At 32.6% G+C, this 24,790-nt stretch carries 20 protein-coding genes and 1 riboswitch; of the genes, 12 read left to right on the top strand and 8 right to left on the bottom strand.

Annotated features, from left to right (window positions below):
• Positions 1-2 precede the first annotated feature (2 nt).
• Complete coding sequence (locus HYG84_RS06405) at positions 3-257, top strand: TIGR03905 family TSCPD domain-containing protein (RefSeq protein ID WP_212381385.1); 255 nt, start codon at positions 3-5, stop codon at positions 255-257.
• Between the two features lie 124 nt (positions 258-381).
• Here HYG84_RS06405 and HYG84_RS06400 read toward each other — a convergent pair whose 3' ends face one another.
• Positions 382-2,034 (bottom strand): glutamine--tRNA ligase/YqeY domain fusion protein, encoded by a 1,653-nt coding sequence (locus HYG84_RS06400; protein ID WP_212381384.1) that lies wholly within the window; start codon positions 2,032-2,034, stop codon positions 382-384.
• A gap of 361 nt (positions 2,035-2,395) precedes the next feature.
• Here HYG84_RS06400 and HYG84_RS06395 point away from each other — a divergent pair, with 361 nt between their 5' ends.
• From HYG84_RS06395 to HYG84_RS06345, 11 genes are all read left to right on the top strand, one after another.
• Entirely contained in the window at positions 2,396-2,941 is a 546-nt protein-coding gene (locus HYG84_RS06395; protein ID WP_212381383.1) for an RNA polymerase sigma factor, read from the top strand.
• Complete coding sequence (locus tag HYG84_RS06390; RefSeq protein ID WP_212381382.1) at positions 2,942-3,295, top strand: hypothetical protein; 354 nt, start codon at positions 2,942-2,944, stop codon at positions 3,293-3,295. It abuts the gene before it with no gap.
• Positions 3,296-3,303: 8 nt separating this feature from the next.
• Positions 3,304-4,878, top strand: a complete 1,575-nt coding sequence (locus tag HYG84_RS06385; protein WP_212381381.1) for a hypothetical protein — start codon at positions 3,304-3,306, stop codon at positions 4,876-4,878.
• A gap of 286 nt (positions 4,879-5,164) precedes the next feature.
• Positions 5,165-5,587, top strand: a complete 423-nt coding sequence (locus HYG84_RS06380; RefSeq protein ID WP_212381380.1) for a hypothetical protein — start codon at positions 5,165-5,167, stop codon at positions 5,585-5,587.
• A gap of 129 nt (positions 5,588-5,716) precedes the next feature.
• Entirely contained in the window at positions 5,717-6,184 is a 468-nt protein-coding gene (locus tag HYG84_RS06375) for a hypothetical protein (protein WP_212381379.1), read from the top strand.
• A 462-nt stretch (positions 6,185-6,646) separates the two neighbouring features.
• Positions 6,647-7,630, top strand: coding sequence for a tocopherol cyclase family protein (locus HYG84_RS06370; RefSeq protein ID WP_212381377.1), 984 nt, complete (start codon positions 6,647-6,649; stop codon positions 7,628-7,630).
• Between the two features lie 72 nt (positions 7,631-7,702).
• A complete protein-coding gene (locus HYG84_RS06365; protein WP_212381375.1) occupies positions 7,703-9,244 on the top strand; it encodes an FAD-dependent oxidoreductase in 1,542 nt (513 codons plus the stop codon).
• 313 nt (positions 9,245-9,557) lie between these two features.
• Positions 9,558-10,493, top strand: a complete 936-nt coding sequence (locus HYG84_RS06360; RefSeq protein ID WP_212381374.1) for a GDSL-type esterase/lipase family protein — start codon at positions 9,558-9,560, stop codon at positions 10,491-10,493.
• Between the two features lie 49 nt (positions 10,494-10,542).
• Positions 10,543-11,046 carry a DUF4358 domain-containing protein gene (locus HYG84_RS06355; RefSeq protein ID WP_249168724.1) on the top strand — a complete coding sequence of 168 codons (504 nt, stop codon included), beginning with the start codon at positions 10,543-10,545 and terminating at the stop codon, positions 11,044-11,046.
• A 402-nt stretch (positions 11,047-11,448) separates the two neighbouring features.
• Positions 11,449-12,705 carry an MBOAT family O-acyltransferase gene (locus HYG84_RS06350; RefSeq protein WP_330655595.1) on the top strand — a complete coding sequence of 419 codons (1,257 nt, stop codon included), beginning with the start codon at positions 11,449-11,451 and terminating at the stop codon, positions 12,703-12,705.
• Between the two features lie 11 nt (positions 12,706-12,716).
• A complete protein-coding gene (locus tag HYG84_RS06345) occupies positions 12,717-13,853 on the top strand; it encodes a DHHW family protein (protein WP_249168723.1) in 1,137 nt (378 codons plus the stop codon).
• A 132-nt stretch (positions 13,854-13,985) separates the two neighbouring features.
• On the opposite strand, the gene HYG84_RS06340 is transcribed toward HYG84_RS06345, so the two are convergent.
• The 7 genes from HYG84_RS06340 to HYG84_RS06310 all read right to left on the bottom strand — a co-directional run bounded on the left by HYG84_RS06340 (position 13,986) and on the right by HYG84_RS06310 (position 24,784).
• Entirely contained in the window at positions 13,986-16,769 is a 2,784-nt protein-coding gene (locus HYG84_RS06340) for a cation-translocating P-type ATPase (RefSeq protein WP_212381370.1), read from the bottom strand.
• A 132-nt stretch (positions 16,770-16,901) separates the two neighbouring features.
• A riboswitch (yybP-ykoY riboswitch) is annotated at positions 16,902-17,052 on the bottom strand.
• Between the two features lie 93 nt (positions 17,053-17,145).
• Positions 17,146-18,555 carry a sigma-54 interaction domain-containing protein gene (locus HYG84_RS06335; RefSeq protein WP_212381368.1) on the bottom strand — a complete coding sequence of 470 codons (1,410 nt, stop codon included), beginning with the start codon at positions 18,553-18,555 and terminating at the stop codon, positions 17,146-17,148.
• 194 nt (positions 18,556-18,749) lie between these two features.
• Positions 18,750-19,790: an electron transfer flavoprotein subunit alpha/FixB family protein gene (locus tag HYG84_RS06330; protein WP_212381366.1), complete on the bottom strand. Its 1,041-nt coding sequence runs from the start codon at positions 19,788-19,790 to the stop codon at positions 18,750-18,752.
• Positions 19,791-19,805: 15 nt separating this feature from the next.
• Positions 19,806-20,600, bottom strand: a complete 795-nt coding sequence (locus HYG84_RS06325) for an electron transfer flavoprotein subunit beta/FixA family protein (protein ID WP_212381364.1) — start codon at positions 20,598-20,600, stop codon at positions 19,806-19,808.
• A gap of 10 nt (positions 20,601-20,610) precedes the next feature.
• A complete protein-coding gene (gene acrC / locus HYG84_RS06320; RefSeq protein WP_212381363.1) occupies positions 20,611-21,747 on the bottom strand; it encodes an acryloyl-CoA reductase in 1,137 nt (378 codons plus the stop codon).
• An 85-nt stretch (positions 21,748-21,832) separates the two neighbouring features.
• A complete protein-coding gene (locus HYG84_RS06315; protein WP_212381360.1) occupies positions 21,833-23,392 on the bottom strand; it encodes an acyl CoA:acetate/3-ketoacid CoA transferase in 1,560 nt (519 codons plus the stop codon).
• Between the two features lie 72 nt (positions 23,393-23,464).
• Positions 23,465-24,784 carry a GntP family permease gene (locus HYG84_RS06310; RefSeq protein ID WP_212381359.1) on the bottom strand — a complete coding sequence of 440 codons (1,320 nt, stop codon included), beginning with the start codon at positions 24,782-24,784 and terminating at the stop codon, positions 23,465-23,467.
• Positions 24,785-24,790 lie beyond the last annotated feature (6 nt).

The raw sequence follows: 24,790 nt of genomic DNA, 5'->3' as shown, positions 1-24,790 counted from the left end.
ATATGAGCAGTTATACACCTTCAGGGGTTTGTTCGAAAAAAATAAGCTTCGATGTAAAACAAGACAAATTACACAATGTATCCTTTGAATCTGGATGTCCTGGTAATCTTTTTGGGATCAGTCAGTTAGTAGAAGGTATGGATATTTATGAGGCTATTAAAAGACTACAGGGTATTAAATGCGGAGCAAAGAGTACCTCCTGTCCAGATCAGTTGTCTAAAGCCTTAGTTGCATATATTGAAGAAAACAATAATTAATAATATTCCTTTGTGAAGAGTATTAGGCAATAAAGAAAGGCCATTTCTATTAAAGCTTAATGGCCTCTCTATAAAAATAATACTTATTCCTTATATTCTAAAGATATAAGGTTTTTTAGTTTAATTAGAGTTTAAAAGAACTTTTTAAAGAAACTATTCTATTAAACACTAAATTATCATTACTATTATGCTTTGGATCTACGTTAAAGTATCCATGTCTAAAGAATTGGAACTTATAGTGTGCCTCTACATCCTTCATATTATCTTCTACAAAACCATGTAATACTTCTAGGGAGTTTGGATTAATTTGTTCTAAAAAATGTTTATCGTCTTCCCCATCTTCATCTAATATTAGTGGCTCATATAGTCTGAACTCTGCAGGTGTAGAATTACTAGCATCTACCCAATGGATAGTACCCTTTACCTTTCTTCCTGTAAATCCAGTTCCACTCTTTGTTTCTGGATCATAAGTACAATGAAGTTCCACAACATTGCCATCTGCATCCTTTATTACATCGTTGCATTTAATAAAGTAAGCGTGCTTTAAACGAACCTCATTACCAGGGAATAGTCTAAAATATTTTGCAGGTGGATTTTCCATGAAATCCTCTTGCTCTATATATATTTCACGAGAGAATGGAATCTTACGTACTCCCATTGATGGATCATCTGGATTGTTTTCTGCATCCAGCATTTCCACTTGTCCCTCTGGATAATTAGTAATAACTACTTTAAGTGGTCTTAAAACTGCCATAGTTCTAGGTGCAATTTCATTTAAATCTTGACGGATAAAATGCTCTAGCATTTGCTCATCCACAATACTTTGGTTTTTAGATACTCCAATTTCTCTACAGAAATTACGAATAGCCTTAGGCGTGTATCCTTTTCTCCTTAATCCCGAAATAGTTGGCATACGTGGGTCATCCCAACCGTCTACCACCCCTTCATCCACTAATTGCTTTAATTTTCGCTTACTCATAACAGTATTAGTCATATTTAGTCTAGCGAACTCTATTTGTTGAGGCTGAGACTCCATTTCACACTCTCTAACAGCCCAATCATATAAAGGTCTATGGTCTTCAAATTCCATTGTACATATAGAGTGAGTTATACCCTCTATAGCATCCTCTAATGGATGCGCAAAGTCGTACATAGGATAAATACACCATTTATCTCCTGTATTGTGGTGACTTGCGTGAACTATACGGTAAATAACAGGATCCCTCATATTCATATTTGGAGAGCTCATATCTATCTTTGCTCTTAAAACCTTTTCACCATCTTTAAATTCACCTTTTCTCATTCTATCAAAAAGATCAAGGTTTTCTTCAATACTTCTATTTCTGTACGGGCTTTCTTTTCCTGGCTGAGTCAAAGTTCCTCTATGCTCACGAATTTCTTCTGCTGATAAATCATCAACATAAGCTACTCCCTTTTTAATTAATAGTACAGCACGATTATACATTTCCTCAAAATAGTCGGATGCAAAGAATAGCTCCTCCCAATCGAATCCTAACCATTGTACATCTTCCTTAATAGACTCTACATATTCCGTATCTTCTTTAGTTGGGTTTGTATCATCAAAACGCAAGTGGGTTTTTCCATTAAAATCATCAGCCAACTCAAAGTTTAATACTATAGATTTTGCATGTCCTATATGTAAATAACCGTTTGGTTCTGGTGGAAAACGTGTAATAATTTCTTTATGTTTGCCTGATTCTAAATCTTGTATAACAATATTCCTAATAAAGTTTGAAGTAATAGGCTTATTTTCCATTTTAATCTCCTTTCAGCATGCTTTCTATCTGCATTAGTATATTTAAATAAATATACCATAAAACTAATTATTTTTCCATGTGTAACCTGCAAAATATCATTATTTATATGTATTATACTAGCTTATCCTATAGTTAACAATTCTAGAACTTTATCTAAACTGAGTTTTAAATTATCTAAACATAGTGTTCGAAACAATTAAAACTATTTCAATCGCTTGAAACTAAGATAAATTATTAATCTATTACATATTAATAATTTGTTTTTATATTATCTTAAGATATTATGTTTATAAAATATAAAAATATTCTGCGACCTTTTTGTATATTAATCATCTAATAGATAAAAGGAGGGGAAAATCTGTGGAAGATTTGGAAGAGGACCTAGTTAGAAGACTTAAAGCAGGAGATGTTGAAGCCTATCATCAATTGGTAGAATGCTATGGAGAAAAGCTCCTTCGTTTAGGTTATATAATTATAGGAGATTATCAATTAGCTGAAGACATACTACAAGAAAGCTATATTAATATTTATAGAAATATACATAGATTTAGTGGAAAAAGCACCTTACTTACTTGGGTTACAAGAATCACTATAAATAATGCTAAGCAGGCTTTAAAGAAAAAAAGAAGAAAAACTTGGATTCCTTTCTATGATGGTATAAAAGAAAATAGTGAACCTCACTCGATTACATATGAGATTATAAAAAAGGAAGAAATAGAAAAGCTAAGAGAGATTTTAATAGATCTGCCCTTAAAATATAGAGAAGCATTATATCTTTACTATTATGAAGAAATGAAAATTAAAGAAATAGCGGCAATTTTAGATATAGGCGAGTCAGGTGTAAAAAGCCGATTGCAAAGAGGTAGAAATATGCTTCAAGAGCGTTTAAGAAAGGAGCTGGGTTAATTGAAAAAAGAAGATTTATTAAAAGTTACTAAAGAAACTATAACTGATAGAGATATAAAAAATTTATTTCATCAAAGCCTTCAAGATGTAAGTCTAACAGAAAACAATAAAAATAAACTATACGATATCCCTATTAATACTAAAAAACAGTCTCTCCTACAAAACTTTTTAGAAAAGGAGATAATCATTCCTCTCCCATCCCTAGCTATCTTTACTTCTTTAGCTGTAATGTTAGTAGGCATGTATATAGGTAATCTTATATTAATAAAGGATATTCATGAACCAAGGTATGAAATTATTAATATACAAACTATGGAGTATAACCCATATGTTAGTCAAGGAAAAGGACGGTGAAAATAATTATGAAAAAAGTAATTAGATTAAAAGTAAAACACATTGTTTTAATTTCATCTATAACATTTTTCGTAGCTATGATTATATATTCTTTAATACCATCTATTATGCTTAAAATTGGAGATAGATTTAATTATAATGGTGATTTGCTAACGGCTAAAAGCTATTACGATAAAATTGATAAACATTTCCCAACATCTGCTGCAGCGGAAAGTGCCCTTGAGAAAGCAGGATACATTTCAGCTACTAATAATAAAATAATAATATCTGGTTTAGGTTTTGGAAGTGCCCAGTATTCTAGCGCCTATCTTTTTCCCGATACTCGGGCCTATTATGAAGAAATGAGCAATAGATTTTCTAGCTTTCCAGCCAAAAGAATTAGATACGACCTGCTTTCCAATGATGTAAGGATAAAAATTGATGATGGAGATATTAAAGAAGCAATAGACATGATAAAAAGTTTCTATACCAAAGTTAATAATGAAGAACGAAAACACATTGATCTTTTCACAATAAAAGGTATTATAAAAGCATTTGAAGTAAAGGGTTACTATAATGAAGCAGAGGAACTTACCAGTTGGATAATAGGATATGATAACGAATGGGAAAAAGCTGAATTCGAAACCCTTCTCGAGGAATTAAAAAAATCTAAAGATGCACATAGTAAGGTAACAGGTAAAGCAACGCTACAAAATCAGCCTTTTAAGGATCTGCCTATTTTTTTACAATACCAAGATATTGAAGATGGCAACATATTCGGATTTACAAATGAAGCTTTTTGGACAAAAACAGATGAATATGGAAATTTTGAATTTTCCAATGTACCTGAAGGTAGATATACTATTGGGGTTGTAACAGACTTAGAACAGATAGAAGATAAGATTTTAAAAGATAGTCCTTTTAAGAATACTAGTTTCAATGTGGTAAATGGTGAAAACTACGACTTTGCAATTGACTTTGTAAATAAAATGAAGGTAATTGCTCCCGCTAACGGGGAAGAAATAGAGGAGGATACTATTAAATTTCTATGGGAACCATTAGACGGAGCAGCATACTATTCCATTACATTTGGGATATCCTTTAATGGGGCAACAGGTTATAGAGATTTAGGTGAAAAATACTATACTACAGAAGCTCTAGTTAAAAAAGAAGATATATTATATATGGATGCCCTTTTAAGCTTTGATGAAGAGGGGCCAATTCCAGAATCCTTCCTTGCATATGTTAATCCAAACGTCCAGCTGTTTTGGGGAGTTAATGCCTATGACGAAAATGATAATATGTTATCTAGCTCTAATGGTTATGTTAAAGGAAATGATACAGACTTCTCCTTGGGGCAAAGGGAAGTAACAGAAGGTGATAAAAAACTTCTGAAAAGGGACTATAAAGATGCTATAGAAAGCTACGAAAAAGCTGTAGAGAAAAATCCAGATGATACACATTCTCTTCTTATGTTAGCTAGGTTATATGATTTTGATGAGGAACTTTCAAACTATCCTTATACAAATAAAGAAAAGTCTAAGGCGTATTATAAAAAGTTATATGAGATAACAAATAATAAAATATTTTTGGAGAAGTTTTAAAGCTCTTGGCATGCCAAGAGCTTTTTTTGTATTATCCTTACTCTCAGTATAAAAACATAATTTAAGAGTAACTTTTAATCATATCTAAAGTTCACTATTTTAAATATGATACTTCCAATTTTAATAGATAACGAAATTAGACAGAAAAATTTATTTTAAAATTAATTTTAAAGACTAGTTGATTATTTTGACTTAAATCTCTTTTATATAGTGTAAGACGAAACAAGTTGGCCGAGAGAGAGAGTCTTAGCAAAATAAAAATATATTATAAAAGGAGATGTTTATTATGCCACACAGAAGATCAGAGTCGGTAGAGCTCCTAACTCTTACCGAAGAAAGAATTGAAGATCTAATAACTGCTCAATACAATATTAAAAGACGTATTGAAGGTAGGTTAACAGACACTCAATTAGAGACAGCTTTAGGAACAACCGCTAGTATCCTTGGATTGCTATTAATTTCAGCCAATCCTATAGCTGGAACTCTAACAACCATTGTAGGTGCTACTACAGCAATTTTAACATTATCATCAAGTGATAAAGCAGTAGTGTTACAAAGTATTCAAAATGGTCTTGAAGGACTTCATATGGCTAAGGAAAGAATCAAAGCAGATCCTAGCAGAAATTATGTAAGAGCATATGTTGGTTTCTTGAACTATGATAATTTGGGAGTAAGGACGGTTTCATCTAAAGAGTTTGGTTATCTTTAAAAAGAAAAGAAATTGCAAATTAAATTTGCAATTTCTTTTCTTTTTGCATATACTTATAATGTAAAATATTGTTAAATATGCTATTCGTTGTTTAATAACAATAAAATTAAAATAAAGGAGTTCAATATTATGAAAGAATTTTTAAAAAATAATATAAGGATTATAATAGGTATACTAGCACTCAGTTTGCTTTTTTTGAGCTTAATAAGACCAAAATCGGATCTCATGTCAGAACTTTCAAATAGCAATATTTCCTATATGTCAATTACTTTCATAGAGGGATATAGTAAAGAGGGAAATAAATCAACTTCTAAAGAAAATGATATTGATTGGTTTATAAATTACATTACCTCTTTTAATGTAAAAGAAGTAAAAAAAAATAATTTGTATGAAGATTCAAATTCGCATATTGGCATAGCCCTTTTATCTAATAAAGATGAAAATTCATTAAATTTTTTAATAGAAATTATAGATGATAAATTGATTTATATATCTACTAAGCTTAAAAATCAAAATACGAGAACATCTACAACATATATGATTTTAGATTCAGAAATAAATAGAAATGAATTATATAAATTTTATGATTCTATGTAAATCGATTCTTACTAATAATATTGATTTTTTCACTTGAGGTATCGACAATTATCAAAACAAAAAATAGGAGGAATACAATGGTTCGATTTATTTAACTTTAATCTATGCTACAGCTTTAGCATAGCGTTCCTCTAGTGACTTTATTAAGTAACTGTATCTGCTCCTTACAGTTACTTTTTTGTATCATATGCAAATAACTCAGTTATACATACTTAAATATATATATCCAAGTCTTGTATTTTTTACACTACCCTTTCTACTTGTGGTTTTTAATGGGACTTTTACTCTGACTTTAACTTTAAATCCTAGGCTATATTAGCTTAATTTGTGTGCAAGTATTTTGTCTCTAAAATTGCTATTAATAAAATAAATTTGTATAGCACTTGTAATATCCTTCCCCTCAATGGGAAAAATACAATTTAGAGTGACTTGTAATCATCTTTAGTGATAGGAGAAAATAAAATGTATTTATTCCGCAAACTTTGGAATCCTGAAATGTTTCAGGGGCAATATAAAAGAAAAAATTATTTTGAGGGTTGGTATTATAAGTTAATAGATTCACCTAAAAAAAATGTATGGGCGATTATTCCTGGTGTTGCCTATGGCAAGTGTCAAGATGATAGTCATGCCTTTATCCAAGTAATAGAAGCAAATAGCTGTAAGGTCCACTATTTTAAATATGACATTAATAGTTTTAAATTTAATAATAAAGATTTTCATGTTCAAATTGAAAATAATCATTTTTATCGTAACGGCATAATGCTGGATTTAAAGAATGAAAATTCTTTAATTAAAGGTGAGCTATCATTTAATAATATAGTACCTTTTCCTAAAAAGTTTTTTAATCCTGGAATTATGGGACCCTTTTCATTTATACCCTTTATGGAATGTTACCACGGTATTGTTAACATTCATCATGAAATTGAAGGTAAGATTTTTGAAAATAATACTGGAATTGATTTTACAAGTGGATATGGTTATATAGAAAAGGATTGGGGAAAATCATTTCCAGAAGCATGGATTTGGCTACAGTCCAACCATTTTACGCAAGATAACATTTCAGTAATGTTTTCCATTGCTAAAATTCCTTGGTTTAGGAGTCATTTTACTGGTTTTCTTTCCTTTTTAAGAATAGATAATGAAATACTTATGTTCGCTACATATACAGGTGCGAAAATTAAAAAATTAGAATATAAAAATAATATATTAGATGTTTCCATTTCTAGCTCTAAATACATATTAGAAATGAAAGCGACATTTTCTAAGGGTGGAATTTTAAAAGCTCCTAAAAACGGCATGATGGATAGAGATATTAGCGAAAGCATTACATCTGCTGTAGAAGTTAAGTTATATGATAGCAAAAGCAAAAAAGTCGTATTTTCAGGAGAAGGACTAAATACTGGCCTTGAGGTAGTTGGAGATGTGGAGCAATTCTATTTTAACTAGAATATTTTATAAAATTAGGTGCAACATAGAGATAGATAGAATGTAAAATCTACATAAGAAAGGATGTAAACTATGGAACAATATTATTCTCCAGATAAAGGCTTTACTAAAGAACCTGAATCCTATTGGATTGCTTCCACGGGCACTACTGATTATCCCGCTTTACAAGAAGACATTACCGTAGATGTAGCCATTGTAGGTGGAGGTATAACAGGGATTACCTCTGGTTATTTACTGAAAAAGGAAGGTTTAACCGTTGCTATTATTGATGCCGACCATATTGCTAATGGAACTACAGGACATACAACAGCTAAAATTACTTCTCAACACGATTTAATTTACGATAAAATGATTAAGCAAATAGGTATAGAAAAAGCTAAACAATATGCTGAGTCCAACGAACAAGCTATAAAGTTTATTGCTCAAATTGTAGAAGAAAAAAATATTGATTGCGATTTTAGTTGGCAAAATGCATATGTATATACACAGTCCGATGGATATGTGGAACAAATTAAAAATGAAGTTAAAGCTGCCCAAGAATTAGGAATTAAAGCTTCCTATGTAGAAGACCTACCACTACCTTTTCCAATAAAAGCCGCAGTACAATTTGAAGGACAAGCAAAATTTCATCCACGCAAATATTTATTAAGCCTAGCAGAAGATATTGCTGGAGATGGCAGCTATATTTTTGAAAATACTAAGGCAGTTGGTATCGAAGAAGGTGAAAAGTGTTCTGTAGTTGCGGAAAATGGTAAAAAAATTACTGCCTCAAAAATAATAATAGCCTCACACTATCCCTTCTCTAATATAAGAGGTCTGTACGTTGCTAGAATTTATCAAGAAAGAGCCTATATTGTGGCTATTAAAGCAAAATCTAAGTTTCCGGATGGCATGTATATAAATGCAGAGCGGCCAGCCCGGTCTTTACGTTCCCATCCATTTGGTGATGATCAAGAACTTGTATTGGTAGTAGGTGAGAACCATAAAACAGGTCATGGAAATGATATAAATACACATTATGAAAACCTAATTGACTTTGCAAATGAAAACTTTGAAGTTGAAGAAGTTTTATATAGATGGTCTGCCCAAGACTGTATGACAATGGATGATATCCCCTTTATAGGTAGCATTAACTCTGCTCATCCTAATATTTATATAGCAACAGGATTTAAAAAATGGGGGATGACTAGCAGTACTGTATCTGCAATGATTTTAAAGGATCTTATTGTAAATGGTGAAAGTCCTTGGGCTGAAGTTTATGATCCGTCTAGATTTATAAATGCTGGGTCAATATGGACATTTATTAAAGAAAATTTAGATGTTGCAGTAAATCTTATTTGGGGCAAACTCTCTCCTGGCTCTATTAATCCTGATATTGAAAAAGGACAGGGAAAGGTTATAGATATAGACGGACAAAAAGTAGGCGCATACAGAGATGAAGAAGGAAAACTATACTTTGTGAATACTACCTGTACCCATATGGGATGTGAAGTCAAATGGAATGATGCAGAAAGAACTTGGGACTGCCCATGCCATGGTTCTAGATTTTCCCCTATTGGTGATGTAATAGAAGGCCCTGCTTTTGGACCTTTAGAAAAAATAGAGGTTGACTAAAAAGTCGCATAATGCTATCTCATTCACTCCTATTACACTTGAACTTTAAACATCCTTATTTAAGAAATTTCAAATGATCAAAAGATCCCCTTAACAATTATAGTGTTGAGGGGATTTTCCTTTCCTATAAATTGATCTTTTGTTTATACTCCCATAATTACCAAATAATACATTATCTAAATTTCCTGTTTGTTACTTTTTCTTTACATCTTAATCGAATATATATACTATAATTATTTGTGCAATAGTGTAAATAACTTGTACTATCTATACATATATAATAATAGAAATGATTATAGGAGGTTGAATATCTATGAAGATAAAGCAAAGTCGAAGTAAAAGAAGACAAAAATATATTAGAAGACGTATTACTGTTTCATTAGCTCTGACTCTAATACTTCTATCAACCTTCTTTTTAATAAAGAATTATATAATAAAAAATATGGACAATCTAGGTGTACTAAAGAGCATAACAGCTTTTGGTATATCAAATAAGGACAAAACAATAATCAATGAATCAAAGAATAATGACAATCTAAATAAGATTGAAGATATAGAGGAGGATACTAGCAAAAAAACTCCTAATTACATAGATGATAGCATTATTATAGCACCTAATACAGAAGGAAACACTTCAAAATCAGATAAGGAAACAAATAATAAGCCTAATGAAAATAGTAATATACCAAAAAAAGATATATTAGATACTAGTGAGGATATAAACTATAAAGAAGTTTTTGGGAGCTCCTTATTTATAGGGGATTCTATAACAGAAGGTCTATCCCACTATGAGCTTTTAGATGAAGAAACAGTTATTGCTAAGCTAGGGTTTACCCTTTTAAAAGCAAATAAAGAACTTAGTAACATAAAAACCTTAAAACCAGAGAATGTTTTTATATTGTTAGGAACTAATGAAGTTGAATCCAATATGAGCAGTGAGAAATTTATTAAAAATTACACTGAGCTAATAAATAATATTAAGGATAAATATCCAGAAGCAAGTATCTATGTTCAATCCATACTACCCGTAGATCCAAAGGTGCAAAAAAAGCTACCCTTTGTTACTACTGCTAGAATACAAGAATTTAATAGTGCTATTATAGAAATGGCTAAAAATGAAAGTCTAAATTATCTTAATGTAGCTTCTGTATTGGAAAATATAGATAAGGATCTTCATGAAAGCGATGGCATCCACTTTAAATATCCATTTTATAAACTTTGGTTAAATTATTTACATAACAATATTTAATAGAGCAGCGGCTTAATCCACATTATTTTAAAAAGGAGAATAAAAACAGATGAAAATAACTATGAATAACAATAATATAATTAAAAATACATTTAAAACCATTTTATTAGCAATCCTATCTCTTACTTTTCTGCTCGGCTGTTCCTCAGAAAAAGCGATAGCTAAGGCTCCCACTATAGAGGAAATTACTAATGAAATAGAAGAAGCTATAGACATATCTGAAATGAAAAAGGGTGATATTAATAAGCTTGAAAAACTATATGATATTAATGAAGATGAGGTAGAGGACTTTGTCCTATATACTGCTTCTACAAACATTAAAGCGGATGAGATTGCCATTATTAAAGTTAAAGATGAAAACAATATAGAGTCTATTAAAGAAAAAATATCTACTAGAATAAGTGATCAAGGTTCAATTTTTGAAAGTTATCTACCAGAGGAATATTTTTTAATAGAAAAGCATGTATTAAAAAGCAAAGGTAATTATGTACTACTTGTAGTATCGAAGGATGCTGCAAAAGTAGAAGGTATATTTGATAATTCTTTTAAATAAAAAATTCGTCTGATGCTACCGCATCGACTCATGGCGCACTCAATTTAAAAGCTTAAGCTTTTAAATTTCAAGTGCTTAAAATATTACCAACTTTCTACTTCTTTAAAAATCTCTCAACAAGTAAAAAAGTTATACTTTCTTACATAGTAAAAAAGCCATGACATAGATCTTTATCTAAAGCAGCTATGCTGCTTTTTTTGATGTAATAGTTAGGATATAATTTTAAAATTCTTATAAGGTGGTGTACAACAATTGGTATTTAGTAGTCTTATTTTCATTTTTCATTTTCTGCCTCTAACTATACTTCTATACTACATATCTCCTAGGCCACTTAGAAACTTGGTTCTGTTTATAGCGAGCCTTGTTTTTTATGCCTGGGGTGAACCAATATATATTCTTATAATGTTATTTTCTACATTCTTTGATTATTTGAATGGCTTGCTAATAGACAAACATAGGAATCATAGGTATATCCCTAAAGCTGTTTTAATTACTTCTGTAATTGTAAACCTAGGAATACTAGGTTTTTTTAAATACTACGGCTTTGTTGTAGACAATATAAATGGACTTTTTAATTTAAATATTGCAATAAAGAGCCTACCTCTACCCGTAGGTATATCTTTTTATACTTTTCAAACTTTGTCCTATACAATAGATGTATATACAAATAAGGCTCCAGTACAAAAAAATATAATATCCTTTGGAACCTATGTAACTATGTTCCCACAATTGGTGGCGGGTCCTATAGTTAAATATGGAGACATTGCCTATCAGATGAATAATAGAAGAGAAAGTATAGATTTATTTGGTGAAGGAGCAGAGTTATTTATTATAGGCTTAACTAAGAAAGTGCTGTTAGCAAATAATATTGGACTTCTTTGGACTAATATTAAAGAGACGCCACTAGCAGAACTTTCCATATTATCTGCATGGCTTGGAATAATTGCCTTTACATTTCAAATATACTTCGACTTTAGCGGATATTCGGATATGGCTTTGGGCCTTGGAAAGATGTTTGGATTTAATCTAATGAAAAATTTTGATTATCCCTATATATCTAAAAGTGTGACGGAATTTTGGAGAAGATGGCATATTTCCCTAGGTGAATGGTTTAGAGAATATGTGTATATTCCTCTAGGTGGTAACAGAATGGGTAGTCTAAAGCAGTATAGAAACCTATTTGTAGTATGGTTCTTAACAGGCCTATGGCATGGAGCCAGCTGGAATTTTGTTTTATGGGGCTTGTATTTCGGTGTTTTTGTAACTTTAGAGAAAATATTTTTATTAAAATGGCTTAAAAATCGTCCAAAGTTTATAGGCCATATCTATACTTTACTAGTGGTAATAATCGGATGGGTATTGTTTGAGTTTGAAAATATGTATGAAGGTGCTTATTTTATAAAAACAATGTTTGGATTAGGAAAACATATGTTATTTGATAGACATGGTCTATACTATCTTTATACAAATGCTATGCTCTTTATACTTCTCATTCTATGCTCTACACCATTTTTGAACAATTTATCTTCTAAAATAAAGGACAAACTAAAGAGCATATCTGTAATAGCTATGCCTTTAATATATTTACTGTTCTTGTTTTTATGTACTGCTTATTTAGTAAATGAAAGCTATAATCCATTTCTTTATTTTAGATTTTAGGAGGGATATATTTGAAACAAAAAGATAAGGCATATAAACGTATTATGGCTACTATGCTGCCAGCATATATAGTAATTTTATTAGTTTTTAATATAATAACCAGCGATAGGACATTTTCTGAAATGGAAAATAGGGTTCTTGAGCAGGCTCCCTCCTTTAATATAGGTCAACTTCTACATGGCAATTTTACTACTAATTACGAAAAATATATTGCGGACCAGTTTGCCTTTAGAGACTTTTGGATAGGAATTAAATCCTATAGCGAAAGGATCCTAGGGAAAAAGGACAGTAATGGTGTGTATCTAGGAAGAGATGGCTATTTACTACAAAACTTCAATAAACCAAAGGAAGATGATTTTAAAAATAATATAGACATTATAAATAGCTTCTCTTCCTCAATACCTGAAGTAAATAAATATTTTATGTTAGTACCTAATGCTGTTGAAATATTAAAGGATAAGCTGCCTCCCTATGCCCCTGTCAGCGATCAGCTTGCATTTATTAACAAAGTTGAACAATCTCTTAGTACTGATATTAAGTTTATTGATGTGTACAATGCTTTATATAGTAAAAAAGATGACTATATATTTTATAAGACAGACCACCATTGGACAACTAAAGGGGCCTACTACAGCTACAAAGAAATGGGCAATACAATGGATTTTATTCCAAAGGAAGAATCTGATTTTAATGTAGAGCAAATTACAGATAGCTTTTTTGGATCATTATATTCTAAGAGTGGATTTAAAAACATAGCGCCGGATGCAATTAATTTATATATACCAAAGTCTGAAGAAGAGTATAATATTGATTTCTATGGAACCGATAAGCCAACTACATCACTTTACAGTATGGATAATATAAGCAAAAAGGATAAATATACTATATTTTTAGGAGGAAACCACCCTCTTATTAAAATAACTACTAATAGTAATGATAAAGAAAAACTACTTATTATTAAGGATTCCTATGCTAACTCTATAGTTCCTTTTCTAACAGGACATTATAGAGAAATCTATATGGTGGATTTAAGATACTATGACGGTAACCTAAAAGAGTTTATTGAATCCAATAGTATAGATAATCTATTATTTCTTTATAATGGAAACACATTCTTTGATGATAGATCTATTGAAAATATTATGTAAATATTTAACTATAGTTTTATACTTTCTTAGATAATAAATCATCTCCCTTAACACTCTTTAAAGTTAAGGGAGATATCTCTTTTGTAAATATTACAAGTTTTTTATTAATCACCAACTGTTTTTAACCTACTATTAATTTACTCTCCTTAGTTTAACCCTTCTCTTAACAAATTTTATAACCTCTGAAAATACTACAACAGAGAAGGAATATCCTATTACCTTAGCCCACATTTCAATAGATAATGGTGCTGTTTTGAAAACATCTCCACCAAATTGAGTTATAAATACTTGAAGTACAAAGGTTGCACCTACAATTGCCACCATTGACTTATTGTTTGATAAGTTGCTAAATATACTTTCGTCTCCTAGTTCTCTAGAGTTAAAGGCATTAAATAGTTGGAATAAAACAAAGGTTGTAAAAGTTATGCTGGACTGCTGCTCTACTGTTCCACCTAGAACATTTTTGTTAATAAGAATCATAAGCATTATAACTATATATAGTCCATTGGTTATAATTCTATAGAGCATGCTTTTAGTTATTATACTTGCATCTCTTTTAACAGGCTCTTGCTCCATTAAATGCTTTCTTAAGGATTCTAAGCCTAATGATAAAGCTGGAGGTCCATCCATTATTAAGTTTACCCATAGTAACTGTATTGTAGTAAAGGGTAAATCCCGACCAAGTATTTCACAAATAATAACAGTTAGTACAGCAACAAGGTTAACTGTTAGCTGAAACTGTATAAACCTCTGGAAGTTTTCATAAATACCCCTTCCCCATTCCACAGACTTTACAATAGTAGAGAAGGAATCATCTAAAAGTATAATATCACTGGCTTCCTTTGAAACCTCTGTACCAGTAATACCCATTGCAATTCCCACGTCTGCATTTTTTAGGGCTGGTGCATCGTTAATACCGTCACCAGTAACTGCAACTACATTTCCATTTTCCTTAAGCAGGTTTACTATTCTCATTTTTGTAAGCGGCTTACTTCTGGCAATTACTATTATTTTATCCATTATTTCTAATAATTCTTCGTTAGACATATTATCAATTTCTTGAGCTTCTATAATAATACTATCCTCTTTAACTATATTTAGTTGCTTTGCTATAGATGTTGCAGTAACAATATTATCTCCAGTTAATATTTTTAAATTAATACCAGATTTTTTACATTTTTCTATTGCATCATAAACATCTTCTCTTAGTGGATCGGCTATAGAAACAAAACCATCAAAAATCATATTGCTTTCTATTTCTTGTTGGTTTTCGCCCCAGCCTTCGTAGAATTCAGTCATTTCTCTATGAGAAAATGCCAATACCCTTTTAGCTTCTTTCTGTAGCTTTATTATCTCATTATTTACCCTTTCCTTTAGTTCATCTGTAAAGGGCTCGACCTTATTGCCCACTATTATTCTATTACATAATGAAATAATCTTTTCTGGACTTCCTTTAGTATATACTCTATTAAATTCTCCTTCTGATACTACAGTAGTCATTGACTTAGTATCAGATGTAAATGGATATTGATGTGCTATATTGGAATAATGTCTAACATCACCATAACTAATGAATTCTTCCTTAGTAGGATGGTATTTCTTGCACTCTCCTCTACAGACAAAATTACTATTCATATAATGGGGACAGGCTTTAGGGCTTATTGAGCATATAGTCTCATTAAATGCCTTTAAAAGAGCACATTCTGTTGAGTTACCAATAAACTTTATATTTCCCTCTTCTATCTTAATATCTGCTGTACTATTTAGTGTAAAGTTTTCTATCATAAACTTGTTTTTTAATTCCGATGGGTTAACTAAATCGCCATTGCTCCAAACATCTATAACTTCCATCTGATTCTTTGTGAGGGTTCCTGTTTTATCGGAACAAATGACGTTAATACATCCTACGGTCTCGCAGGCTACAAGCTTTCTAACGAGGGCATTACTCCTTGCCATTTTAATTATGTTTAGTGCCAATGTCATAGCAATAACTGTTGGTAACCCCTCTGGTACTGCAGCCACTATTAGTGCAATACTAGTCATAAATGCATTCTGAACTGTATCAAAGGATAGTGTATTGTTTGTATATATTTTATATATCTCAAACAAGAATATTAGTCCTGACGCAGCCATCCCTATTGCAGATATGGATTTTGCTAATTTGTCTAGTTTTTCCTGTAAAGGGGTTGTGGTTTCCATAGCACTCTTTAACTCTGTTGCGATATGACCCATTTCTGTATTGTCCCCTACGGAGGTTACTATCATCACACCTTGTCCAAAGGTTACAAAGGTACCTGCAAAAACCATGTTCACCTGTTCTGGTAAGGATGCCCTATGGTTTGCAACCTCTATGTTAGCACTTTTAGCTACTGCAATGCTTTCTCCTGTTAGCATAGACTCGTCAATCTTTAAATCTGAGCTTTCTATTAACCTACCATCAGCAGGGACCTTATCACCAGTTTCGATTTTAACTATATCCCCCACTACAACATCATTCTTGTTGATATAGTCCATATTACCATTTCTAAGAACCTTCACTTTTATATCTTCATTAATATTGTTAAGGGCATCAAAGGCCTTTTCAGATTTTCCCTCCATCAATATTTGAATACCTACAGAAATGGAAATAGCCACCACTATACCTATACTTTCTGTAAACTCTGCATGTAGTCCGTTAAAATACTTATATATGTTCATTCCTATAGTTATAAAAGCCGCTACAAGTAGAATAAGCACCATTGGCTCTTTAAGTCCCTCTATTATTTTTCTACCGATGGATACTTTTTCTCCTTTAGAAAACTGGTTTTTTCCATACTTTTTTTCCTTATCTAATACTTGCCTGTCTGTTAAACCAGTGTCACTATTTACTTCAAGTTCCTTTAAGACTTCATCGGCTGTCTTTCTAAAAAACTCCATGCCTCATTCCTCCCCGTCAGTATCGTTAACATGTTGATATTTCTGTATACAGCTTTAGATAGGTAACACCTCCTTTTAGTTAAGGGTAATAAAAAAATTCTCAATGGCTAACAATTTTATGCTTTTCTAAGCAATAAAAAAAGACTCCTAACACAAAGAAACCTACAATAGTTTCCTCGTGTTAAAAGTCTCACATTGACAGATGTCATGATAAAGCCAGGTTATTAAACCAGGATGTTGACTTTATCTCCCTTACGGGCAGCTACTCCCCTTTAACACTTACATTTAATTTAAAATCTTCAACAAACATTAAATAACATTATAGTTTAGAAAAAAATATATGTCAATGCTATTAAGTATAAGAAATCGGTTAAATCTAAAGCATTTTCTTTACTTTAATCCCAAACTTATCCATCTTTTTATATAAAAGGCTTCTATGAATACCAAGCTCATTAGCTGTTAATTGACAATTCCAATTACATTTTTTTAAAACCTCTTTTATTATAGAGCACTCATAACTATCTACCATATTCTTTAACATCTTTTCACCAGAACCGGAAAAGCTATTCACATTATGACTAGAAACCATTTTGGCAGGCAAATCTGTTAATTGTATTATAAATTCATCACATGATGCATACGAACTTCTAATAACATTATCTAATTCCCTTATATTTCCTGGCCATGAATAACCTTGGAAACATCGTTTAACTTCCTTACTTAGAGTGGTAGTAGTCTTGTATTCAATATTAATTTTGTTCAAAAAATAGTTTGCAAATATTAGTATATCCTCTCTTCTCTCTCTTAAAGGAACCATCTCAATATTAATAACATTGAGTCTATAGTATAAATCTTCTCTAAATTTTCCTTCCCTCACCATTTTAACTAGGTTTTGTCTTGTAGCTGCTATAACCCTTATATCTACAGAAACTGGTTCAGTTCCTCCTATCTTATCGACCTCTTTTTCCTGTAATACCCTTAAAAGCTTAACCTGCATATCAGAAGGCATATCTCCAATCTCATCTAGAAAAATGGTTCCGCCATCTGCCTGAAGGAACTTCCCAACTTTACCACCTTTTTTAGCTCCAGTAAAAGAGCCTTCTTCATATCCAAACAACTCGGACTCTAAAAGTTCAGAAGGAATCGCGCCACAATTAATGCTAACCATAGGCTTGTTTCTTCTATCACTGCCATTATGGATCGCCCTAGCAAAGACTTCCTTTCCTGTACCTGTCTCTCCAGTTAGCAAAACTGGAAAAGAGTTTTTAGCCGCCCTCATTCCCATTTTTTTAATACCTAAAAATTTTTTGCTACTTCCTATCATTCCATCAAATGTATATTGATTTGTACTATTTTTATTGTATTCTTCCTTATAAAATTCAAGCTCAGAATATTCTTTCATCAACTTTTGAGCGCAATCAAGGGTCTGTAATCTAAACTTCACCTGAGCTACACTAGCAATTACTTCTTGTTTTTCATTGAAAACGCAAGATCTACTAACTAAAAGGAATCTATTGTCAACTTCCTTAGTTTCACCATCTACAAACTTGTGTATAGCTCCTTCTTCTCTGCAAGCATTTTGCATAATATCAATCATTTTCGAGTTTGATATAGTTTCCTTTATATTTTTACCTATCACATTTTCTTTACTTGTACCTAAAAAATCACAATACTGGTCATTAATGTCTGTAACTACACCTTCTCTGTCAACAACAATAAACCCATCGTCGGTCATTGTAAGTATTTCATCGAATATATATTTGTACCTATCTAAATTATTATCCATAATCGTTACACACCTACCTGTTTGTGAACTAAAATTAAATAGGCAGACGTAGCTGTCTGCCTATTTGCTTATTGCTAAGCTACTATCTAATTCTATTATACTTTTAAATTAAGCTCTTGGCAATAAGCTCTAACTTATAAAAGCTTTATTTATCATACTATTCATATTATTTGCCATTCATTTCATAATAAATCTTATAGATCAAAAGCCTTGTTCTTTTCAATTTCTTCAATCATAGCTGGAATAACTTCTTTTAAATCTCCTACAATACCAAGATCACAAACATTGAAAATCGGAGCTGTTGGATCAGTATTTATTGCTACAATGTATTTTGAATCACTCATACCCGCCAAATGCTGGATAGCACCAGATATACCACAAGCAAAGTAAATTTCTGGTCTTACTGTTGTACCTGTCTGACCTATTTGATGCATACCGTCAATCCAACCGGAATCAACACAAGCTCTAGATGCTCCAACTTCTCCACCTAATTTTTCTGCAAGAGCTTTAATTAGTTCAAAACCTTCAGGTCCTTTTACACCACGTCCCCCTGATACAATAATTTTTGCATCTGTAAGATCAACTGTTTTTTTACTACTCTTCATTATTTTAACAACCTTAGCCACAATATCAGCCTCTGTAATAGCAGGAGTTACTACTTCAACAGCTCCTGTTGGACTATCTATATGTGCTGCTTTTTTCATAACCCCAGGTCTTACTGTAGCCATTTGAGGTCTATTTATTGGACATATAATAGTAGCCATAAGGTTACCACCAAATGCAGGTCTTGTTTGAAGAAGTTTTTTATCTTCTGGATCAATGTCAAGCATTGTACAGTCAGCAACTAATCCTGTACCAACTTTTGCTGCAATTCTAGGCCCTAGGTCCCTTCCTATTGATGTAGCGCCAACTAAAACGATTTCTGGTTTTCTCTCAAGAATAAGATTAGAAATTGAAATTGAATATCCATCTGTTGAGAAATTCTTTAATAATGGGCTAGATATATATATGACCTTATCTACACCATAATAAAGGAGTTTATTTACTTCCTCATCAATTTCATAACCTGCAACAACAACTACTACCTTTTTATTAATTTCAGTTGCAAGTTTTTTAGCCTCACCAATTAATTCAATAGTTACAGGATGAATCTTCCCTTCTCTCTGTTCACCTATTACCCAAATATCATTATAATCATTTAAATTAATATTCTGATTTACTTTTGCTCTTTCCATGTTTACACCTACCTCCTATATAAGCTTCAGATCAACAAGTTTGCTAATTAAAATAGTTGCCTTTTCTTTTCCGTTGATTCCATCAATAATTTCCGCTGTTTTAGATTTTGTTGGTACAAAGGATTTATATACATTAGTAGGAGAACCTTTAAGCCCAATCTGTGTATGATCAACTTCTAAATCATTACTACCCCAAACTTTGATTTCGTCTACATCAGTTGCATAAGCCTTAAAAATTCCCCGTACACTTGGGTATCTTGGAACATTTAACTCTTTAATAGCTGTCAAAAGTACAGGTAATTTAGATTCTATTATATAGTCTCCTGTTTCTGTATACCTTGTTACTGTTAATTTATCCTCTTCCACCTTGATTTCCTTAGCATATGTGATTTGTGGAACTCCTAAAAATTCAGCAATCTCTGGACCAACCTGTGCTGTATCACCATCAATAGCCTGTCTTCCACAAAGTATAATGTCATAACTGCCAATCTTTTCAATAGCTGCTGCAAGAATAGTAGCAGTAGCCCATGTGTCAGAACCACCAAAAGCTCTATCACTAACAAGGATGGCTTCATCAGCACCCATAGCAAGTGCTTCTTTTAATGCATCCTTTGCCTGTGGAGGCCCCATACTTAGTACAGTAACCTTCGCACCTTTTTCATCTTTGATTGCAAGAGCTGCCTCGAGAGCATTTTTATCATCTGGATTAATAATACTAGGTACACCATCTCTTATAAGTGTTCCTGTTTCTTGATTAATTCTAACTTCATTTGTATCTGGAACTTGTTTTAAACATACAATAATATTCATTTTTCTCCTCCTAACGTAATACTGCTCTTGAAATTACTAGTTTATGGATTTCAGAAGTACCTTCATAGATTTCAGTAATCTTTGCATCACGATACATTCTTTCCAGTGAATAGTCCTTCATGTAGCCATAGCCTCCATGAATCTGTAATGCTAGGTTTGTAACGTGTCTTGCTGTTTCTGCTGCATTTAATTTGGCCATGGCCGCTTCCTTAGTATGATTCTGTCCAGTTGCCTTTAGGTGCGCTGCGTAGTATACTAACCATTTGGCAGCTTCAGTCTTAGTTGCCATATCAGATATATACCAAGTAAGACCTTGAAGAGCTGTAAGTGGTTTTCCAAATTGAACCCTTTCCTTCATATACTTTACACTTTCCTCTAAAGCACCTTCTGCTATACCAAGAGCCTGAGCACCTACTCCAATTCTTGCACTGTCAAGTGCATTCATGGCTATCATAAATCCTTTGCCTTCTTTACCAATAAGGTTTTCCTTTGGAACACGGCAGTTATCAAATATAAGTTCTACAGTTTCTGAACCGTTAATGCCCATCTTGTCTTCAATCTTACCTATTGTAAATCCTGGAGTCCCCTTTTCAACCAGAATACAGGATAATCCCTTAAGTCCCTTAGAAGGGTCTGTTAGCGCAAAAATAAGTAAATGTTGGGCCTGTCCACCATTTGAAATAAAACATTTAGTTCCATTAAGAACATATTCATCTCCGTCTAGAATGGCTGTTGTTTTTGCAGCACCTGCATCAGATCCTGCATTAGGTTCTGTCAAGGCGAAAGCAGCAAGGCATCCACCACTAGTTACCTGTGGTAAATATTTTTGTTTCTGTTCTTCTGTACCAAATTTGTAAACAACGTGAGAAAGAATTGAGTGTATTGACAAAATAGCTGCTGTCGCTGCACATTTTTTAGCAATTTCAGAAACAACTATGACCTTATCAATATCATTTCCGCCAGAACCACCGTATTCTACAGGTGTACCAATTCCTGTAAATCCTATCTTCACCATTTTGTCGAATGTCTCTCTTGGAAATCTTCCTGTTTTATCAATTTCTGCTGCAATTGGTCCGACTTCTTTTTCAGCGAATTCTCTTGCAACTTTTTGTAGCATCAATTGACTATCTGTAAACTTAAAATCCATATTAAATCCTCCTTGTTATCTATTTATAAATTGGAACTTCAATAATTATAAAAGTCCTAATTTTATACACTTGTTTAATGAGATTTTAAAATATTAGCCCCATCTTCTCATCTTTGAATATTCTTTCATCCATTAATTTCAAATCTTCTGCTATCAATGGTTTAAACTCCATATTTTCAAGGATGTCTTTCTCTAAATCAACTCCTGGAGCAATTTCAATTAACATAATTCCTTTTTCTGTTAGCTTGAAAACAGCTCTTTCTGTAATGTAATAAACCTGTTGTCCAGTTTCATTTGCATACTCAGCTGAAAAAGTCACTTGCTCTAATTCTTTTTTGAATTTTATAGCTTTACCATCCTTTAAAATATTAAGTTTTCCATCTTTAATTTCCATTTCCATTTTTCCTGCTTTAAAAGTACCTGTGAAGTAAACCTTTTTTGCATTTTGGGAGATATTTATAAATCCACCTGGTCCTACAACCCTTCCTGCAAATTTAGAAACATTAACGTTACCCATAGGGTCAATTTCAGCGGCACCTAGGAATGACATATCTATTCCTCCACCATCATAAATATCAAATATGTCTGGCTGTTTATAAATAGATTCTGGATTCACTGTACCACCAATACCAAGTCCACCTGTAGGCACGCCACCTAGAGCTCCTGACTCAATAGAAAGTGTAATCTTATCTGCTAGTCCCTCTTCACCTGCCACCGCTCCAACTGCTTCTGGTATACCAATACCTAAATTAATCAGAGTATTAGGTTCTAATTCTAAAGCACCTCTTCTTCCACAGATTTTTCTCTGATCTAACCTCATAGGTTCAATAGCTCCTAAAGGCACTTTTATTTCACCTGATAATTCTGGTCTGTAGTAGTCACATATAAAGGATTGAAAGCTATTTTCCTTACTACCTTCTACAATATAATCAACCATAAAACCATGGACCTGAACGTCATGTGCTTTTAAGGTTCCTTTTGCTACGATCTGGTCAACTTGAGCAATTACAATACCTCCTGAATTATGAACTGCGGCGGCCATTTCTAACTGATCAGAGAAAACAGCCTCTTTGCATAAGGAAATATTTCCACTTTCATCAGCTATAGAACCTTTGATAAAGCAAATATCCATAGGAAATGATTTATATAGAAGGTACTCTTTGTCTTCTATCTTTACTAAAGAAACAACTTCTTCTCCAGAATCTATAGCTGCCTGATTTGCTTTACAACCTTCAAGTCTAGGGTCAGCAAATGTTTTTAAGCCAACATGGGTTAGAACACCAGGCTTTCCTCCTGCGATTGCTCTTAATATATGACTAATAACCCCTTGTGGAAGCATGTAGGATGCTAGTTTATTTTCCACAGTTAATTTGTTTAACCTTGGCTCTAAGCCAATATGACCACAAATAAGCTTTTTAACTAAACCCTCTTCTCCAAGACGATTTGCCCCTCTTTCAGCTGCATCACCAACAGCTGCACAGTGTACAACTGTAAGATCTCTAGGGGACTTTGTTTGGATATATCTATTTTGGAGAGCTACTAACAAATCTTCTGGAACCCCAAAACCAACAAAACCACCAATACCTATTGTCATATTATCATTTACCATTTCGGCTGCCTGCTCACGTGTAATTACCTTGCTCATATCAAAACCTCCTTTTAATTAAATAAAATCATTTTTTTATACATAATATATTTATTTCACCTAATTACTTTGTTATGGAAGCATAGGGAACATGGAAAATAAAGCTACTGCAACTATAGTACCAACTGCAGGAGTAACTACTGTAAGCCAAAATATAGGTCCATATGCATCCTTATGTGTTTCATTACATAAGCCATTTGTAACTGTAACGATATATCCGTTGTGTGGTAATGAATCTAACGCCGCTGATGAAATAGACATTGTTCTGTGTATTGCGCCAGCTGCAACACCTCTTGCTAAATAAACAGGTCCTAATAGAGGAGCTGCAATTCCTAATCCGCCTGATGCAGAACCAGTTATACCTGCTATAACTGTTGTACCTACAGCGATACCAACAAATTCTGGGCCTGGAATATTAACCATTGCATTTACAGCAACTGGGAAAGCTAGTGAAGCCTGAACTACTGCACCAAAACCAACAACAGCACAAGTATTACTTATAGAAAATATAGATGTTTTACAGACTTCTCCTACATTATCAAGGACTCTCTTGTTATCTTGATATTTATTTAGAATAATAAATACTAGTATAGAGCCGACAAATACGCCTGCTTCAAGGGGAAGTATTGGCTTGCCATCAACTTTAAAATTAATCAATATAATTGTGATAATTAATGGGATCAAGGCCATAACTCCATTAGGAAGCTCTGTATCTTCCTGAAAATTATCCATAGATTTAGCTACAAAGTGCTCGCCATTGGCTTTCGCCTTATTTACCATTCTATATAAAAGGAATGCTCCCAATAAAAGGATAACAGCACAGGAAATAAAGCCCATTACTGCACCCGCCATTAAGTCTGTTCCTAATACTTGTGCAGGTATAGCATTATGAATCTGTGGAGCACCTGGTGCAACCATAGCAAAAGTAGAGCATCCAAATGTTAATGCGGCTGGAATAAATCTTCTAGGCAAATCAGCTTCCTTAAAAACTTCGATAGCAATAGGAAAAACAGCAAAGCTTGCAACAAAGGCACTAACTCCACCATAAGAGATGATACCGCAGGCCAAAGGGATTGATATTAAGGCCATTTTTGCACCGAAAGTCCTAACAATCATTTTCGCTATTGCTTTAGCACCATTTGTGACTTCATACATTTTTCCCATTAGAGTACCTGTTAAAAAAATTAAAAAATTATTTTTTAAAAAACCAACAAAGCCCTCCATATAATTTGACTTCAAAGCATCATATAAATTAATCCCTCCTGTTAAGGCCACAACAACAGAACAAGCTATAGCTATGATAAAAATATTTACTCCCTTCATTACTAAAATCATTAATAAACCAAGTGCAATTATAATGCCAATTAAACTTACCATTTCTGCCCCTGACATGCGCTA

Source organism: Alkaliphilus sp. B6464 (genome assembly GCF_018141165.1).
Classification (GTDB): Bacteria; Bacillota; Clostridia; order Peptostreptococcales; family Natronincolaceae; genus Alkaliphilus_B.
This window is presented reverse-complemented; position numbering and strand designations above follow the sequence as displayed.